Source organism: Uliginosibacterium gangwonense DSM 18521 (genome assembly GCF_000373965.1).
Classification (GTDB): domain Bacteria; phylum Pseudomonadota; class Gammaproteobacteria; order Burkholderiales; family Rhodocyclaceae; genus Uliginosibacterium; species Uliginosibacterium gangwonense.
Map to the genome: position 1 here is coordinate 151,556 of NZ_KB892838.1, position 16,400 is coordinate 167,955.

General features: G+C 54.3%; 14 protein-coding genes and 2 pseudogenes. 9 read left to right on the forward strand and 7 right to left on the reverse strand.

Annotated features, from left to right (window positions below; genetic code table 11):
- Positions 1-38: 38 nt before the first annotated feature.
- A pseudogene (locus B145_RS28470) lies at positions 39-396 on the forward strand (transposase); the annotation flags it as partial.
- A 1,232-nt stretch (positions 397-1,628) separates the two neighbouring features.
- Here B145_RS28470 and B145_RS0108055 read toward each other — a convergent pair.
- The 4 genes and pseudogenes from B145_RS0108055 to B145_RS0108070 all read right to left on the reverse strand — a co-directional run bounded on the left by B145_RS0108055 (position 1,629) and on the right by B145_RS0108070 (position 4,394).
- Entirely contained in the window at positions 1,629-2,345 is a 717-nt protein-coding gene (locus B145_RS0108055) for an MgtC/SapB family protein (RefSeq protein WP_026258951.1), read from the reverse strand.
- Between the two features lie 90 nt (positions 2,346-2,435).
- A complete protein-coding gene (locus tag B145_RS28390) occupies positions 2,436-3,290 on the reverse strand; it encodes a magnesium transporter MgtE N-terminal domain-containing protein (RefSeq protein WP_157288321.1) in 855 nt (284 codons plus the stop codon).
- Positions 3,291-3,331: 41 nt separating this feature from the next.
- Positions 3,332-3,688: pseudogene (locus tag B145_RS24860) on the reverse strand (response regulator); the annotation flags it as partial.
- The gene (locus B145_RS0108070; protein ID WP_018606515.1) at positions 3,669-4,394 is read right to left on the reverse strand and encodes a hypothetical protein; all 726 of its coding nucleotides are present in this window, start codon (positions 4,392-4,394) and stop codon (positions 3,669-3,671) included. The gene B145_RS0108070 and the pseudogene B145_RS24860, both read right to left, overlap by 20 nt.
- A 275-nt stretch (positions 4,395-4,669) precedes the next feature.
- Between B145_RS0108070 and B145_RS29470 the strand changes: the two genes are divergently transcribed.
- A complete protein-coding gene (locus B145_RS29470) occupies positions 4,670-7,453 on the forward strand; it encodes a diguanylate cyclase (protein ID WP_018606516.1) in 2,784 nt (927 codons plus the stop codon).
- 104 nt (positions 7,454-7,557) lie between these two features.
- The gene (locus tag B145_RS24870; protein ID WP_018606517.1) at positions 7,558-7,785 is read left to right on the forward strand and encodes a helix-turn-helix domain-containing protein; all 228 of its coding nucleotides are present in this window, start codon (positions 7,558-7,560) and stop codon (positions 7,783-7,785) included.
- A 530-nt stretch (positions 7,786-8,315) separates the two neighbouring features.
- Here B145_RS24870 and B145_RS0108090 read toward each other — a convergent pair.
- Positions 8,316-10,835 (reverse strand): S8 family serine peptidase, encoded by a 2,520-nt coding sequence (locus B145_RS0108090; RefSeq protein ID WP_018606519.1) that lies wholly within the window; start codon positions 10,833-10,835, stop codon positions 8,316-8,318.
- Positions 10,836-11,101: 266 nt separating this feature from the next.
- Here B145_RS0108090 and B145_RS24875 point away from each other — a divergent pair, with 266 nt between their 5' ends.
- Positions 11,102-11,305, forward strand: a complete 204-nt coding sequence (locus tag B145_RS24875; protein ID WP_018606520.1) for a site-specific integrase — start codon at positions 11,102-11,104, stop codon at positions 11,303-11,305.
- Between the two features lie 40 nt (positions 11,306-11,345).
- Here the strand turns inward: B145_RS24875 and B145_RS0108100 are convergent, their stop codons facing one another.
- Positions 11,346-12,311, reverse strand: coding sequence for an IS481 family transposase (locus tag B145_RS0108100; RefSeq protein ID WP_026258952.1), 966 nt, complete (start codon positions 12,309-12,311; stop codon positions 11,346-11,348).
- A 118-nt stretch (positions 12,312-12,429) separates the two neighbouring features.
- Between B145_RS0108100 and B145_RS24880 the strand changes: the two genes are divergently transcribed.
- The 3 genes from B145_RS24880 (at position 12,430) to B145_RS0108115 (ending at position 14,209) form a co-directional block, all read left to right on the forward strand.
- The gene (locus tag B145_RS24880; RefSeq protein ID WP_211209784.1) at positions 12,430-12,729 is read left to right on the forward strand and encodes a Rossmann-fold NAD(P)-binding domain-containing protein; all 300 of its coding nucleotides are present in this window, start codon (positions 12,430-12,432) and stop codon (positions 12,727-12,729) included.
- Positions 12,730-12,797: 68 nt separating this feature from the next.
- Complete coding sequence (locus B145_RS0108110) at positions 12,798-13,433, forward strand: TetR/AcrR family transcriptional regulator (RefSeq protein WP_018606523.1); 636 nt, start codon at positions 12,798-12,800, stop codon at positions 13,431-13,433.
- Positions 13,434-13,507: 74 nt separating this feature from the next.
- Entirely contained in the window at positions 13,508-14,209 is a 702-nt protein-coding gene (locus B145_RS0108115; protein WP_018606524.1) for an SDR family oxidoreductase, read from the forward strand.
- 9 nt (positions 14,210-14,218) lie between these two features.
- Here B145_RS0108115 and B145_RS29300 read toward each other — a convergent pair whose 3' ends face one another.
- Complete coding sequence (locus tag B145_RS29300) at positions 14,219-14,434, reverse strand: hypothetical protein (RefSeq protein WP_245541842.1); 216 nt, start codon at positions 14,432-14,434, stop codon at positions 14,219-14,221.
- Between the two features lie 10 nt (positions 14,435-14,444).
- Here B145_RS29300 and B145_RS0108120 point away from each other — a divergent pair, with 10 nt between their 5' ends.
- Positions 14,445-15,746 (forward strand): DHA2 family efflux MFS transporter permease subunit, encoded by a 1,302-nt coding sequence (locus B145_RS0108120; RefSeq protein WP_245541843.1) that lies wholly within the window; start codon positions 14,445-14,447, stop codon positions 15,744-15,746.
- Positions 15,747-15,796: 50 nt separating this feature from the next.
- On the forward strand, positions 15,797-16,348 hold the full coding sequence (locus tag B145_RS0108125) for a PaaI family thioesterase (protein WP_018606528.1): 552 nt from the start codon (positions 15,797-15,799) through the stop codon (positions 16,346-16,348).
- The last annotated feature ends 52 nt before the right edge of the window (positions 16,349-16,400 follow it).

Below are 16,400 nucleotides of genomic sequence, written 5' to 3' on the forward strand. Positions count from 1 at the left end.
GTAGTGGATAATGTCATTTTCATGTTTTATGAGTTCAAATGGATATGCCATCGTGGGAAGTGATAGATGAGTTCTGGAGTCGTGTAGAACCCCTCATTCCTCCCAAGGCAGGGCGCACGACAGATAAGGATTTTGTCCGCAAAGCTGGGGCGGTGCGCAAACCCAAGCCTGCGCACCGGGTGTCAATGGAAGGCCTTGCCGTTCGAGCGTTTTGGCAGCGCCAGTGCAATTCATAAGCATTTTCTGGATTGGGAGAAGGCGGGATTGTTTGAAGCCATCTGGCGTGCGGGATTGGCTGAATACGACGAACTGGAAGGAATTGCCTGGCGCTGGCAGAGCATTGACGGGGCCATGATGAAAGCGCCGTTGGCACAAGAGGAAGTGAGGCCTAAACCTCACATTATCGAAATGGGGTTCCGAGCGAGCGCGTTCGGCATTGAGGTCAAGTCGCCCATTTCTTCAGAGAGCGTTAAGAAGCTTTTGGATTGCGTCCTGCAGTCCTATACATACACACTCTGCGAGTTCTCTGGGGTGCGACCCGACTTTGTCCTCATCTATCCCGAGGCCCAACACTTCTTCGATTACGATTTCCAGAAAAAGTACAAAGGCGACGAACGGAACAAGTTCAGACCGGAGGAAGTTCGAATGGTCCGTCGCATCATGCAGCGCGCCAATGTTGGTGAGCTTGTTGTGTCGGAACGCAACCATTACGAAATTAAGTTCGCGGCCAGTCGGTACTTCGACCCAATTCGCGGCCAAACGCGCATTGATAATCTTGGGACAACTCGTCGTGTTGGCTCTCGCAAGCTATCGGCATAGCCCCTCCGTCAACCGGTTACGTCGAACGCTGAACGACCGCTATCCAAAACTCTGACCGTTTAAGTCGACCTTGAGGACCAATGAAGCATTGAAGCAAGATTGGCGACCGATATCGGCCACAACCGGTCAGTTACCGACAATGAATTCTGTGGAAACGAAGGTCTGGTCATCCATCAACAAGAGTCGTTGGGAGTAATCCACGGTCGAGCCACAGACGAACCTCGACCGTGGTGGATGTTGAAACTCCGGGGGAACCTCAAACCCTTGGCGATTTACCTAGCGTATGTCACCACCGGGTTTTTTCGAGCAGCACTTATTAAGTCAAGTGATAGCTCGCCGCAGTGGCAGAAAGCTGGGTTGCTTCACCGAAATGCATGGAGATGTTATACGGGAGAGCAAGAAAAGCCACAACCATAATTGACACAACACAGCCAAATATGACCATGAACATGTCCTTTGCGAAACTGGGTTGTTTTGTCATTTTGGTATTCCTCTGTTGACGACGTGAGGCCAGTGTAAGGCGCCTATCTTAAGAGATACTTAACAACACAAAGATGTCCGAGATACTGATGTGATTCGTCAGTAAGGGTACTGCGCTGGGGGCTAGAATGGCGTGTCGGTGGGCACATTTCTCCGTCTATAACCCCCCCTCGCCAAAGGTCAGATTGAGGCCAAAAGCTGTCTGCCATTAATTCCTCTGAAATAACAATGCGCAAAGCAGCACACGCCATGGGCGTAGAGGCACCAAGTACAATAAGTTGAAGCGAAGTCTCATCTGGCTTTGCTTTAGTTTAATATATAGTGATTGGCTAATCACTCGCGCTTGAGTTCCAATATGCTTGCTCGATATAACTCTTGGCTACCAGGTGTGCGACGATGTCGTCAAGTTCGGCAGAGTCGACCGAAGTAGCCAGAAGCGTAGCCGTAATCTCGATGCCATCATCTCCGAAGGGTTGAACATCCAGATCCGCGACAGGGTAGTGATGTCCTTCAAGAAGTGCTTCTACAGTGGCCAGTGCGGCTTTCTGTTCCTCACGCGGGGCGACTGCACAGAGCACATAGGTCATTTCGCTGGATTTCTCGTCAATGGGCTTACGGTTGATCCAGTTGACCGCCGGTCGTAACAATGTATTGGCCGAAAGCACAAAGAAGGCGGCTAGTATCGCTTCTGCCAGCAGGCTGGCTCCGGCGCAGGCGCCTACGGCTGCGGAGCCCCAAAGCGTGGCTGCGGTATTGAGGCCACGCACGTCGGCACCTTCTTTCATGATGGTGCCTGCTCCCAGGAAGCCAACGCCGTAGACAACGTAGGCGATGACATGGACGGCTGCTTCGTGACTGCCGAGCCGGTTGGCAAGGTCTACAAATACTGCTGCGCCAACAGAGACTAGGACGTTGGTTCGTAGCCCAGCATTGCGTTGACGGTATTGTCGCTCCAGCCCGATCAGGGCGCCGAGAAAAAACGCTGCAATCAGGCAGATCAGGGTATTGAGAAGGGTCTCGGGGTGAAAATTTTGCAGGATTTCCATGCGGGGTTCCTGTTTGTTGAATGTGGATAAACGCAAGGCTTCGCGGCGTACCATGTCAAATAGGTACGCCGTTGTCCAGAGGGGTGAGTGTTAAACGTAGCTATGCTTTAGGTTCATCACATCCCGGTAGGGAATCACACCTTGGATACGCTCTTGCTCATCAGTAACTGGTATCGCCCGGAAGCTGTAACGTTCAAATGCTTCTGCTACTTGGCGCAGGGAATCTGCCGGGTTGAATGAAATGACGTTGGTATTCATGATGTCGCCTAACCTTGCTTCTGGCTCGGCTTGCAAGACTTCACGGATATCCATAACGCCAACCAGCTTCTGCTCTGCCTCCACCACGTAGATGTACATGATCACATCTTTGTCGCGTACCACATAACGGTAGGATTCGAGTACCTCGCGTGCCAGGGTGGTGGGCGCGAAACTGATGAAGCCGGGCAGCATGAACAACGAGGCCGTCTCTTCGTGCTGTTTGATCAGCACGCCCACCTTGGCGGCGAACTCGGGGTCGAGCCTGCCGACAATTTCCTGGGCCTCGTCGGTGGGCAGGATGTTAATGATGTCTGCCGCCTGTGCGGCTGTCATTTGTTTGATGAGTTCAACGGCTTTTTCGATCTTGATGGACGAAATCAGTTCGCGTTGGACGCGAGGCTCCACTTCCTCAAGCGTATCCGATGCATGTTCATTGTCGAGCTGCTCAAAAACCGCCACACGCTGAGGCTGGTCAAGTTCTTCCAGAATATCGGCAAGGTCTACGGGGTGAATGTCTGCAAGGTTCTCCTTCAGCACCTTGAGTTTGACATTGCCCTTGAAGCTGCCAATTGACTCTGGCAAGGGCTGAATATAGGTCCAGGACAACATCGTGTCTGGATGCTTCTTGGCGTACATGTTGGCGATGCGCTTGAGCCCGAGCCGTCGCAGTAGGCGGGCGTGGCTCAAATCCACTTCGCTGGCATACAGGCGGCTTCAACTGCCTTGCTGCCTCGGCGTAATAGTGTCCGTACACGGGCAAGCAACTCTGAAAACGCGAAAGGCTTAACCAAATAATCATCTGCCCCAAGCTCCAGTCCTTTGACGCGGTCTTCGATTTGATCGCGGGCGGTGAGAAACAGCACAGGCATGTCTTTGCCTGCTTTACGCAAACTGGCCAGTATTTGCCAGCCATCCATGCCCGGCAGCATGACATCCAGAATGGCTAAGTCATAGTTCTCGGACAATGCCAAGTGCAGGCCATCAATACCATCACGCGCCAAATCGACGATAAAGCCCGCTTCGCCCATACCTTGCTTCAGGTAATCACCGGTTTTTGTTTCGTCTTCAACGACCAGAATTTTCATGGTGTGTTGCCACCTTGGCAGGCTTACGCGTACGGGCGACGTGATGTTTCGGTGCAGGTGTCACAGGAGCATCCGAAGCACTTGAAGCCCCTTGTGGCGTCTCTGCTTGATGAGTGTGGGATGTTGCGACCTTGGCTGGTTTGTTCTGCTGCAACGCCACCACGATAGCCTTCAGGTCATGCATGTCCTGCTCCAACCGACTCAGCCGTGTTTCAAGTTCTGCAGATGAGTGATCGGTCGTTTGGGGGGGCGCTGGTTTTGTAGGTGTGACCGGCTCTTGGGTGGCCACCGAGGACGACGCGGAGGACGAAGATGTTGGATGGGGTTGAGCAGAGCTGGGCGTGCTTGCAGTGCTTGTTGGCGTTGCAGCCGCATTGGGTGCGGACGCCACGACCGGTGACTCAACCGGGCTGGGTGCTGAGATCGGGCTTGATGCACCGCCATCAGGCGTGACAGGCGATGCAGGTGCCGGATCCATGGGGGCGGTACCGGGGGCACTGGGCGCACTTTGGTCTATGGGCGCCAAGAGCGCGACATCATCGGCAGCGGGTAACTGGGTGGTGTCGGTGGGGGAAGGGCGCAAGGCCTTGCCTGCGCTTAACCAATACCCACCCGCGATCATGCCGACAGACAGGCCCGCCAGGGCCAGCAGAATCATGATGAGCGACTTCTTGGTGAGCCGCCGCTTCGGGTTGGGCGGGAACATCGCAGCCGAGGAAGCTGCTGGGCCGGTTGCCAAGCAACGCCCAGACCGCTGGTCATCACGCAACAGTAATCTTGGCGTCCTATGTCCCCCCAAAAAACAGGATAAAGACCTCCTAATACCCACAAAGGTAACAATCTATTGCTCGCCCCCGTATCCACTCAAGGGTGCATTCTTTCAACCGTAAATGCCTTGTAGCCTTACGTGCGTATGCCCTTATGGTGACCAGGACCAACCCTTATATGTTTGCAATCATTGAATAGCCGCATCTTCGCGCCATGCCTCAATCCAAACGAAACGTCATTCTGACTGGTTGGCTTGCCGCAATGACCTTTGTCTCAGGGCTGTTAATCCTTGTTTTTTTTGCTGATTTTTTTGTCGAGGATGGCATCAAGGATTTTAACGACAGGCGTGTTCGTGTAGCGCTGCTGGCCGAAGCCCTGCATCAGTCCCTGGATACGCGCCCGCGGATGGCGCGAAGCTATATCGTTACCGGAGATCCCGGCTACAAAGAGCATTACTACAGCGAACTCAGACGAGCAATTTATCCTGACGACGATTCTGGTCACAACGAACAGACCGCAAGCTCCAATCCGTCGTACATCGATGCCCTGCTCACCCTGGTTACGCGCGAAACCACAGGCGCAGAAGGATCAGCCCTACTCTCCGCCATCAAGCGCAATTCCGATCTGCTGACAAGAACGGAAGTCGCAGCCATACAAAAATCTGAACAAAATCCGCAAGATTCTTACCGCGGACGCCAGCAAGCTCTTCAGATGCTTTTTAGTGCGGAATATCTCCGGGCCAAGTTCGATACCCTAGAGCAAGCGAATGCGGTCAAAGAATTGGTCAACCACCAAACCACGGAAGCCCTGCGTCAAATACAACTCCATGAATCGCTGTTGCAGTTGGTGTTCATTTGCATCGGTATCGTCTGGCTCCTATTGTTTTGGCGCAGCTACTGCGCCCTAAAGGCTTTGCTGGGGGCATCGCCCAACGATGTGTATGCCCAAATCGTCAAGATTGGACAAGGCGACTTTTTGCCATTGACTCAGCCTATCCAAGCTCACGCAGACAGCGTGATTGCGTGGCTGAACAAAACCCGACAGCAACTGGGAGAGTTGATTGAAGCGAGACACAGGGCTGAGGAACAACTGCTTGAAAGCAACCGCTACCTTTGGGTCACCAACCGAGTTCTGCGACGCATTAGCAACAACGTTCCCTTGAGTGAAATACTGGATGAATTGATACTCCTGATCGAGGAAAAAACGCCTGGAACGAGCTGCTCGATCCTGCTTGCCAACAGCGAAGGAACACTGCTGCTCCCCGCATCCGGCCCAAGTCTGCCGAAATACTGGACGGAAGCACTGGCAGAGGTTCCCATCGGAGAAGGCGTCGGATCATGCGGGACTGCTGCATTCCGCGGTGAACGTGTGATTGTTGATGACGTCCAGACGCACCCGTTCTGGGAAGGATATCGAGAACTCGCAGCCCAGGCAGGTTTCCGTGCATGCTGGTCGCAGCCCTTCAAAAACAGAAGCAACAAAGTTCTGGGGACGTTTGCCATATATTACAATCAGCCCGCCCAACCTTCTGAAGAAGCAATCAGGCAGATAGAAGAATATGCCAATCTGGTGCGCTTCGCCGTGGAACGTGCTCGCATGGCAGAAGACCTGAGCCGCAGCCAAGAGATGTACCGCCTCATTGCGGAAAACACCAATGATGTGATCTGGCAAGTAGATTTACCCAGCCTGCGTTTTAGCTATATCAGCCCCTCCATCAAAAATCTGCGTGGCTGGACTGCCGAGGAAGTCATCGGCCAAACCGTGGACAGCTATCTACCGACAGAGGTAGTCACCAAGGTCACCAACAAGCTGATTGAACTGCTGGTTGATTTCAAGGCGAACAATAGCTCGTCACTCTATGCCACGACCGAAGTAGAACTCCCCTGCAAGGATGGTCAGCTCCTCCCGGTAGAACTCGTCGCAACGCTGTTGCTGGACGAAACGGGCCGCCCCTATCGGATTCTAGGCGTCAGCCGAAACATCACCGAGCGGAAAGCCAATGAAGCCCTGATCCACGACCTCGCGTTTCGTGACCCTTTAACCAATCTCCCCAACCGTCGCCTGCTGGAAGATAGACTTCACCAATCCATCGCCAGCGCCCAACGGGAACAATCAGGCCTGTCATTACTCTTTATTGATCTGGACAGATTCAAACCGATCAATGACGAATTTGGGCACGAAACAGGCGACTGGCTGTTGCAACATGTAGCGGAACGGATGCAACATAGCGTGCGTGCTTCCGACACGGTGGCACGAATCGGTGGCGATGAGTTCGTGGTGCTGCTGCCAGATACCGGAATGCCAACATTGGCACTTTCCATCGCGGAAAAACTTCATGCCGCCTTGGAAGCCCCCTTTGTCACAACCGATGGCAAAGAGCTCAGAATATCCTCCAGCATTGGCATTGTCCTCTACCCAGCACACGCCGACAATCTGCGTGATTTGCTCCGTTGTGGCGACGAAGCCATGTACCGGGCCAAAAAGGCCGGTCGAAATGCCATCGAGCTTTTTGCCCCAAGCACCGAATCCTTGACGCCAGACCTTCCCCCTCAAATCATCCGATTACAGTGGAAGTCTCTTTATAACAGCGGCCAGACCACTATCGACCAAGAGCACCGTTTACTGTTCAGGCTCGCTAATGATCTACTGAACCTGTCACTCCAACCAGAATGCACGCACCAACAATTCAATCAAGTATTCGACCAACTATTGGCAGAAGTGATCAAACATTTTTCAGATGAGGAAGAGATTCTGAAGGCACAAGGCTTTAGCGGCCTCAGTGCACATGCAAGCCTGCACAACATCTTGATCACCCGAGCGAAAAACCTGAGAGAACGCAACGAAAAGGCCTTCGTTTCAATTGGCGAACTGACTGAATTTCTAGTTTCTGAAGTTATCGTGGGCCACATGCTCAAGGCCGACTGCAAATATTTCAGCCTGTTCACGGACAAACCACACAAAACGCAAGCCGACTCAAACGTGGCTGTCCACAATTGACGCCGACCTGAAAGCGCGTCAGCTCTTGCAGTAGTGCCGATATCGGCTCTATCCGACACCATTGCCCATCACGCAACAGTACTTGAGCAAGTACCCTCACAGCAATGAGTCCCCTGCAATACCAAAAGTGGCTGCGTTTAAGTGAAGCCCGGCGCCTTATGCTGAACGGACAACGGGATGCCATTGCAGCCGCTTTTCAAATCGGCTACGAAAGCCCCTCCCAGTTCAGCCGGAAATACAGCCGCCTGTTCGGCGCGCCACCCAAACGGGATGTTGAAAGCCTGTTTAGAGAATATGCCACCATAATATATAAGTCACTATTGTCTGGCTAAATTGAAAGGTACTTCGCCATAAGCCAAGCTATCAAATGTCGCTTGGGAAGTGTGGTGGATGTTGCTACGACCTGAGAATCCCACTTACGGTTGCCGAAGCGATTGCCTGGCTTTCAGACGGTAATGTGATGCAGATACTGACTGAGGCTGTGCCTTGGCCGGACGGGCCGGATTAGATGCCTTTTGAATACCTTGGGTTTCACGCAGTCAACTAAATGATGAAATCATTCGCGGGGTGATCCGACAATGATTCGGCGAAAGCAGCGAAGCCTATCTTGCCCTCTACCCGTCCGATCCGAAACGCCCGGAACTCGGCCAGAACTGCCATTCGATTGGTAGGCCGCCACGGTCTGCAATGTGGCGCTTAGCCCCCGCTCCGATAGACATCGTGTTGAACGGCCGGTTCGCGCCTGCCGAACTCACCCTCCCGACCCAAAAGAGACGCTCGGCTTTCGGCAAGCTATCTGTCTGCAATTGGGAGCTAAAAAGCCATTCAAAAATAAGTATTTAACCAGCATTTTCCACGTTTGTCAGGGCGTGCTAGCTGTATTCAAAGTAGGCGCCATCGAAAAATCGAGCCCAGTCAAGTTACTGCCAATCTGGAAGGTCTGCCCATTGCCCGGATAGTCACCGCAGGCTTCACCGGCATTACAAAACATGCCATCGTTGTTCAGATCCGTACTGGCGTTCAGCACGTAAGTGCCGCCGCGCATGCCACTGAGATTCCAGCTGTAACGCCCACCGCTGACATCAAGGCGCTGCATGTAAGTCGTAGTGGTCTCAAGATTGGTGGCGCGCACCCACACAGTCCCTAGTGTGGCGCTCGGGCTGGTGCTGACAGAGAGCTTGGTCACGCTGAGGGGTACCGTGAAAGTCCGCGTGGAAGTCGTTACGGTGAGAGTCGGATAGCTGTAGCCGAGTGGCAATAGCAGCCGATTGACGCTGATGGTGTAATCGCCCAGTTTGGTTGCGGCGTCGACACTGGCGGTTGCCGTGATCGTGATGGCGGGACTGCTGGCCACGATGCTGCTAACAGTTTCGCTGCCGCTCGCGGTGAGTTTCACTTTCAGCGTGGTGCTGCTCAGAACGCTGCCGAAACTGATCGAGGCTGGCAGGGGGACTACGGCACCGGGGATGCTGCCGCCAGTGGCTAGCGCATAGGCTTCGTCGACGCTCTTGCGTGCATTGATCAGGCCCTGACCGTATTCATCATCACGCCCGGCAACCCCTAGATCATCGGTCAGGCGACCGGTGGCGATCAGGGTGTCGATCTGCTCTGTGGTAATGCCCGGGGATACGTAGCGCATCAGGGCAATGACGCCAGCAACGTGTGGCGCAGAAAACGAGGTGCCGTAATTGTAGTAGAAATCCGCCTTATCTGCAGGGGTTGTCCGCGAGCTGAAGGCGCTTGCCGTGCTGTAGATATAGGAACTGGCATCGCCACCTGGCGCGGTCAGCGTCAAGGCCGGGCCAAAGGCTGAATAGAGTGTGCGGGTCGTGCTGGCATTGGTTGCACCCACCGAGATGACACCCGGACAACTGGCCGGACTGGCGACGATGGGTGGCGTCTGTTTGCCTGCTTTCGTGTTACCAGCCGCTGCGACGACGACGACGTTCTGGGCGCGAGCCGCAGCGATGGCGTCGGCGAAACCTGCCGAGCAGGCCGCACCGCTCCCCCAACTGATGTTGATCACGTCGGCCTTGCGGTCAGGCAGGGTGCCGGAACTATTGCTCAGGCCTGCGGCATAGCGAATGGCCTGAATCTGGTTGTACTCGCTATCGTCTTCCCGAATCGGCATCAACAGCGCCATGGGCGCGACACCCGTGCCGTACACGCCGTTGTTGGCGATTGCTGCCGCTACTCCCGCCACGAAAGTGCCATGCCCGCAACTGTCGAGCGCTACACCTGAATTGCATTCGTTTGCCGTGCGTGGGTCATCTGCACCAGGGGCGGTCGTCAATGCAGTGAAGGTATAGGGGCTGACAATCTGGTCTTGGAGATCCGGGTGCTCGGAAAAGACGCCATTATCGATGACCGCAATGATGGGGCGTTGACCAGTGATGCCAAATGCCTTGATCCGATCCATCGCATCCGGCACGTTGATCTGGCCGTAATTCCAGAGCTGGTAGCTATATTTTGGGTCATTCGGAGCGTAACTTGAAAACCGTTCCGTGCGGAAATTCGGCTCGACATACGCATAATTGCCGCTGGCCATCAGTTCCTTGGCGTAACGCAAAGTGCCCACGACCTGCTGGATCTCCACATCGCGCTGATCTACGCTAACCGGCGTCGCATGCCCCGCCAGACTCAGCTGCGTGGCGCCGTTTGGCACGCTCAGCAACTTTGGGATATGGGCCGTCGCTTGCATCGCCGGTGTTGCGAGGCTGCCAGACTGGGCGACGCTCTTCACCCTTTCCTGAGCCACCAGTTCGCCCGGCACAAAAAGTGCCGTGTTGCTCATGCCATTGGCGCAACTCGTGCCGTCATTGGCGGCACTGATATGCAGGGAGTACACCGCAGCGCCCTTGACAATCCAGGGCATGACGTAATAACTACCATCCTTCGTGACGGCAATACATTCTCGACTAGTGCTGGAGCTGGATACGCCGACGGGGACCGCTGACGCCGAGCTGACGTCGAAGAGCAACAGATCAATGTCGTTGTCGGTCGTGTTGCTGGCAAAGCTCAGCTCGATGACCTGGCCAGCCACCAGACTGACCTTGAAGATGTCCTGCAGATCGCCTGCCGCGTAGGTTTTGCCCGCAGCGCCCTTGCCCGGCTGATTAAGATAGCCCACCAGTTGTACGGGGGTATTGAGACTCTGGGCCGTGGCATTCGTATCATTGCCGGCCCAGCCGACCTGCGCCGGATCGTTGGTGTCACTATCCACGGCTGCGGTGTCGGGCAAAATCACCGTGCCGCTGATCGTGTAACGCGGGGTTCCGCTCCCGCCACCTCCGCCAGCACTGCCGCCACCTCCAGAACAAGCGGCCAAGGCCAGCAACAAGGTCAGCAACCCAGTGGAATTACGAGCAAAGGCGAATTTCATCGGAAAAATCCAGAGTAAATACGCAGACAGAAAATGCATTCTGCCATAAGCAAAGCTAGCTAAAAGGGATCTACCCTTTAATTGTTTCATGAAATACCAAATGTTTCGGCCGAATAGATCGGTCTTGTCATTAAACTCAGTGAGACGAATTTATGTGAAAAAGCAATCATCTGGATGGCCAATTGTACGTATTCTGCATCTTCCATGGAAGCGGCCTGTCGTTCCATGATCCAGATTAAAACTCCGATCAACAACAGGAGTCTGTCATGGAATCAACTCTTCGTCGTGAGCCCTGGAACAAAGGCAAGCTGATTGGGCAAAAGCCCCCTCTCAAACCCAAAGATATCTGGGCGATTCGGTTTCATCTGCAGAGGGAGGGTCATGTGCGTGATCTGGCCATGTTCAACCTGGCTATTGATAGCAAGCTACGCAGTTGCGATCTGGTCAATCTGCGTGTTCTGGACGATTGAGAGAATTTTATGATCGTATCGAGATTTGCAGAGAGCGGTACTAGGTGTTTAGTCCCACAGTGTGCTGGGCTGGGTTAATGTTGAAACGTTCCGGTTCGGTTGTCCAGATTTTGCAGATGTATTCATAGGGAGTCAGGCCCTTGAGGGTTTTCAATCGTCTGGCAAAGTTGTAGGCCATCAAGAAGGTCTGCAAGTGGTTCTTCAGTTGTTCGTGCGATTGATAGTGGTAGCGCTTGACGGTTGCATCCTTGATCGTTCGATTCATGCGCTCTACTTGGCCATTGGTCCAAGGATGTTTGGGCAGCGTGTGTCGATGCTCAATGCCAAAGCGGTCGCAACGAAGATCGAACATGTGTCTGATGTGGCGGGCAGTCACGCCATTTCTGTATTTGGGTGGTATGCAAAACTGAGCACCGTTGTCCGTCAGAACGGTATGAATCTTGTACGGAACCGCCGTAACAAGCCGAGCCAGAAAATCAGAGGCAATGGTGCGATCAGATTGCTTGTGTAGTTCTGCGTAGGCGAATTTTGATGTCCGATCGATGGCTACGAAGAGATACAGCCGCCCTTCATCAGTCTGTACTTCGGCAATGTCGATGTGAAAGTAGCCAATCGGATAAGCCTTGAATTTCTTCTTGGCGGGTTTGTCGCCTTCTACCTCGGGAAGACGTGATATTCCATGTCGCTGCAAACAACGATGCAGCGAGGATCGTGTCAAATGAGGAAGGCTTGGTTGAAGCGCATACAGACAGTCGTCCAGGGGCAATAGCGTCAATTTTCGGAAGGCAACAACGCTCGCTTCTTCCTCCAAGGTCAGTACGGTAGAGCGTTTTGTTTTCGGCCCCATCGGCGCATCGTGAGCAAATTGCCGACTGCGCCATTTCGCCACTGTCTTTGGATTAATTCCGTACTGATCGGCCAGCGCATTCAGGCTCGCTTGACTATGTTGTATTGCTCGACGCACAACCTCTGTCGTTCGGGCGCATCCGTGTAGTACCGGTCCCATAAGTCATCCCTCCGTAGCTGGCTATAAGTTACACCAGGACACTGTGGGACTAAACACACCCGCCTATACGCTGATTGGTGGGACGCTAGATCACGAGGTACGCCAATTCGGCATTCGTGTGTCACTTGTCGAACCTTCTTTTACCAAAACGAATCTGGATCTCAACGCGCCGCGAACCGTCGCCAGGATTTCTGATTACGAAAAGGAACTGGGCATCGTTTCTCAAGCAATCCAAAACAACATCCAGAAAGCTCCCTCGCCAGAGGGTGTCGCCGAGACGGTGGTCGACGCAGCTTTGGGTACATGGAAGATGCGTCGTACCCCCAAAGGAGCGGCCTCTCTTCTGGCCTGGTTGCGTAGCTTCATGCCTGCAGGCCCTGTCGAGAAAGGCTTGAGAAAAACGTTTGGGCTTGCTTGAATCAAGGTGCCACGCCTGCAAGTGATTATCGATTCTGATGCGGTTGTGAACGATTGAGATGGATGGGGATGGATGCCTTGACGTATCTGTATGATGGTTATAATATGATGACCATCATGCAGACCCCACTCAATCGCAAGCAAATCACTCACGAGCGTATCGTCGACGTCGCGTCTCGCGCGATCAGGCGAGCTGGCACCCATGGCGTTGGCGTCGCCGACATGATGAAGGAGGCAGGCCTTACCCACGGTGGCTTCTATGCGCACTTCGAGTCAAGAGATGCGCTGGTAGTTGAAGCAATGCAACGGGCCTGGCGGGACAGTTCGAACGCGTTGAAAGAGGCGATTGCTCGTCGTGTGGCGAGCGGAGACTGTCGAATCAAGGCACTGGTGGATTCGTACCTGCACGAAAGTAATCTGGAGCGTATCGAGTGCGGCTGCCTGGTTGCTGCATTGGCTTCCGAGGTGCCTCGTCTGGACGGCACTGTGCGAGACGAAGCGCACCGCCATGCGAGCGCTTTTGTCGAATTGGTACGTTCAATGCTGCCGGATGGAATAGATCCGGCCCAAGCAGCGAGTGTCGCTGCCACGCTGGTCGGGGCATTGCAACTTGCGCGTGTGTTCGGTGGCCAACAGGGCTGTGATCTGTTGGCGCGGACGCGTGAGCAACTCGTCACACAGTTTAAACCCGTTTTCCCCAACTGAGGCTCTCATGGCATGTCACAGACAGCCTCGCTTTTTGCTTGAAAATATGATGACCATCATAAGAAAGATATCCCATGAAAATCGCTGACTCAACTGTTCTCATCACTGGTGCAAACCGAGGCATCGGTCTGGCCTTTGCAAAAGCTTTCCTTGCTCGCGGTGCACGCAAGGTTTATGCGGGCGCGCGCGATCCTGCGAGCGTTGCCTTGCCGGGCGTCGAGCCGCTGAAGCTCGATGTGACTTCGCCCGATGATGTTGAGGCTGCCGCACGTGTGGCGAGCGACGTGAGCATTGTCGTGAACAACGCGGGCATTGCCGCGATTGGCGGTTTCCTTGCTGACGATGCCGAAGCACTGCTTCGCCGTCACTTCGAGACCAATGTTTTCGGGGTGCTGCGCGTGAGCCGTGCGTTTGCCCCTGCACTCGCACGCAATGGGGGTGGGGCACTGCTTAACGTGGCATCGATCGGTAGCTGGTTGAGTTTTCCAATGCTGGCGACCTATGCGACATCCAAGGCCACAGTTTGGAGTCTGAGCAATGGCTTGCGCAACGAGCTGCGTGAGCAGGGCACACAGGTGATGAGCCTGCACATGGGTTTCGTCGACACTGATCTGACGAAGGGGCTCGATGCAGTGAAGTCGTCGCCCGAGGATATCGTGAAATACGCGCTCGACGCACTGGAGGCAGGTGCAGAAGAGGCGCTCGCCGATGAACTCACCCGACAAGTACATGGCGGCTTGTCAGCTCAGCCACCGGTCTATCTGGGGTCGCGCTGACCTGAACGTTCATAACCCCCTATAGGCCGAATAACTTGGTATGCCTGACTTTGATGAGTCAGGCATACCAATAATCTGGAATACATACATGGCTATTCCTGACGACCAGACCCAAACGTCTTCACTTGTTTCAATGCCAAATGCATTTTTTAGCGGGCCGTCTGGCAGCACTTCACCATGGCCGGTGTTTTGGGTGGCAAGTATTGCAGTGTTCCTTGTTTCCATGGACGGCACCATGTTGTTCGCAGCCTTCAGCGCTTTGCGAGCAGGTTTTCCGCAAGCCACTGCGGCCGATCTTTCGTGGGTACTCAACGCCTACACGGTGGTTTATGCAGCGATGCTAATCCCCTCCGGGGGATTGGCAGACCGACATGGACGCAAGAAAGTGTTTCTCGTTGGCGTCATGCTGTTTATAGCGTCTTCTGTAGCCTGTGGCTTGGCCGTCAGCGTGGAATGGCTGGTCGCGGCAAGAGCGCTGCAAGCCATGGGGGCAGCATTGCTGACGCCAGCTTCGCTCTCGCTTGTGCTGGCAGCATTTCCGACACATAAACGAGCTGTTGCGGTCAGCCTATGGAGTGCCGTCGGTGGTTTGGCTGCTGCGGTAGGGCCGAGTCTTGGCGCATTTGTCGTTGCGTCGATCGGTTGGCAATGGGCGTTCTATCTGAACGTGCCTTTGGGCCTGTTTGCAATATGGCGGGGGGCGATACTGTTGAGGGAGGCCAAGCAGTCAACCACCGAGCGCCCCTTGGACTTGGTGGGAATGATTTTCCTGATCATCGGTATTGGTGCCCTGGCGCTGTCCATTGTGCAAGCTGAGTCACCTGATTGGTCACGCTATGAACTGCTATGGATTGCAAGCCTCGGGATAGCAGGCATCGTTGGATTTGTGGTTTGGGCTCGGATTGCTGCCGCGCCACTGGTGGACTTGGGGTTGTTCCGAAACGCGACCTATAGCTATGTCAATCTTGCGACCTTGAGTTTTGGGATTGCATTCTCGATCATGTTTTTTACCTTTTTCTTTTACATGAAATCGATTTGGCACTACTCGTTACCTCTGGCGGGCTTGGCTATTACCCCTGGACCCTTGATGGTGACCCCGGTCGCGGCACTCTCAGGTCGCCTCGCAAGCCGTCATGGCCACCGTCCATTGCTGGTGGTAGGGTGTTTGGTCTATGCGGCGAGTGGACTGTGGTTTTTGTTGGTGCCAGGAACAGAGCCGGCCTATCTGACGCAATGGTTACCGGGAGCACTTCTCAGTGGCATGGGGGTAGGTATGGTGCTGCCCTCTTTGTCGGGTGCCGCTGTCAGCCACTTGCCCAAAGACCAGTATGCCGTTGGCAGTGCCATTAACCAAGCGATACGGCAAATTGGGTCAGTCATGGGCGTTGCACTGACCGTTCTGTTGCTGGGTAGCGTTGATCTGCAACGCACCGATTTCAATGCAGTTTACTGGTGCCATATCTTGCTGGCATTGATAACGGCAGTCCTCTGCCTGCCCGTCAATACCTTGCCAAAAGTGATTGTGAAAGGCCCCTGATCTCAAGAATACCGTGATCAAGGTATTCTCAATCTGAATTGGAGACAACTATGGAAATCGAAAAACAATCAAGCGTCTGGATCAATCTTCAGACTGATGCAGTGCAGCGCGCGCGTAACGGAGGTGGAGTGCCTGGCATAGCCAAAATGGAACAACTAGCTGGCAAGAGCGGGCGAGAGATTCTCGAAGCCATGATGTCTGGCGAGTTGCCATATCCGCCCATGAACGAAACCATGAATATGGCGCTGCTGGAAGTGGGCGACGGCCATGCTGTCTTCCAGGGCATCCCGCTGCTACCGCACTACAACCCCCTAGGGACGGTGCACGGGGGCTGGTTTGCTACCCTTCTGGATTCAGCGCTGGGGTGTGCTGTACAAACGACACTACCCGCTGGGCGCTCCTACACGACGGCGGAACTGAGCATCAACATCGTACGGCCCGCATTGCACACGACCGGGCCTTTGCGTGCCATCGCCAGGGTTCTGCACCGAGGCGGTCAAATGGCTACGGCGGAGGCACGCGTCGAGGACGAGAAAGGCAGGTTATACGCACATGCGACCGCAACCTGTTTTGTCTTCAATGCACGAGCAGCTACGCCTTAATGTCAACGGCTACATGACCGCAATGGAATAATAAGCGGATGCTTGCTGCATT

What these genes read in the sequence shown, in the direction of transcription:
- B145_RS0108055 (WP_026258951.1), bottom strand. Translation starts at nt 2,345, where the DNA reads ATGGAAATCCTGCAAAATTTTCACCCCGAGACCCTTCTCAATACCCTG.
- B145_RS0108070 (WP_018606515.1), bottom strand. Translation starts at nt 4,394, where the DNA reads ATGTTCCCGCCCAACCCGAAGCGGCGGCTCACCAAGAAGTCGCTCATC.
- B145_RS29470 (WP_018606516.1), top strand. Translation starts at nt 4,670, where the DNA reads ATGCCTCAATCCAAACGAAACGTCATTCTGACTGGTTGGCTTGCCGCA.
- B145_RS24870 (WP_018606517.1), top strand. Translation starts at nt 7,558, where the DNA reads ATGAGTCCCCTGCAATACCAAAAGTGGCTGCGTTTAAGTGAAGCCCGG.
- B145_RS0108090 (WP_018606519.1), bottom strand. Translation starts at nt 10,835, where the DNA reads ATGAAATTCGCCTTTGCTCGTAATTCCACTGGGTTGCTGACCTTGTTG.
- B145_RS24875 (WP_018606520.1), top strand. Translation starts at nt 11,102, where the DNA reads ATGGAATCAACTCTTCGTCGTGAGCCCTGGAACAAAGGCAAGCTGATT.
- B145_RS0108100 (WP_026258952.1), bottom strand. Translation starts at nt 12,311, where the DNA reads ATGGGACCGGTACTACACGGATGCGCCCGAACGACAGAGGTTGTGCGT.
- B145_RS0108110 (WP_018606523.1), top strand. Translation starts at nt 12,798, where the DNA reads ATGGATGCCTTGACGTATCTGTATGATGGTTATAATATGATGACCATC.
- B145_RS0108115 (WP_018606524.1), top strand. Translation starts at nt 13,508, where the DNA reads ATGAAAATCGCTGACTCAACTGTTCTCATCACTGGTGCAAACCGAGGC.
- B145_RS29300 (WP_245541842.1), bottom strand. Translation starts at nt 14,434, where the DNA reads ATGGAAACAAGGAACACTGCAATACTTGCCACCCAAAACACCGGCCAT.
- B145_RS0108120 (WP_245541843.1), top strand. Translation starts at nt 14,445, where the DNA reads ATGTTGTTCGCAGCCTTCAGCGCTTTGCGAGCAGGTTTTCCGCAAGCC.
- B145_RS0108125 (WP_018606528.1), top strand. Translation starts at nt 15,797, where the DNA reads ATGGAAATCGAAAAACAATCAAGCGTCTGGATCAATCTTCAGACTGAT.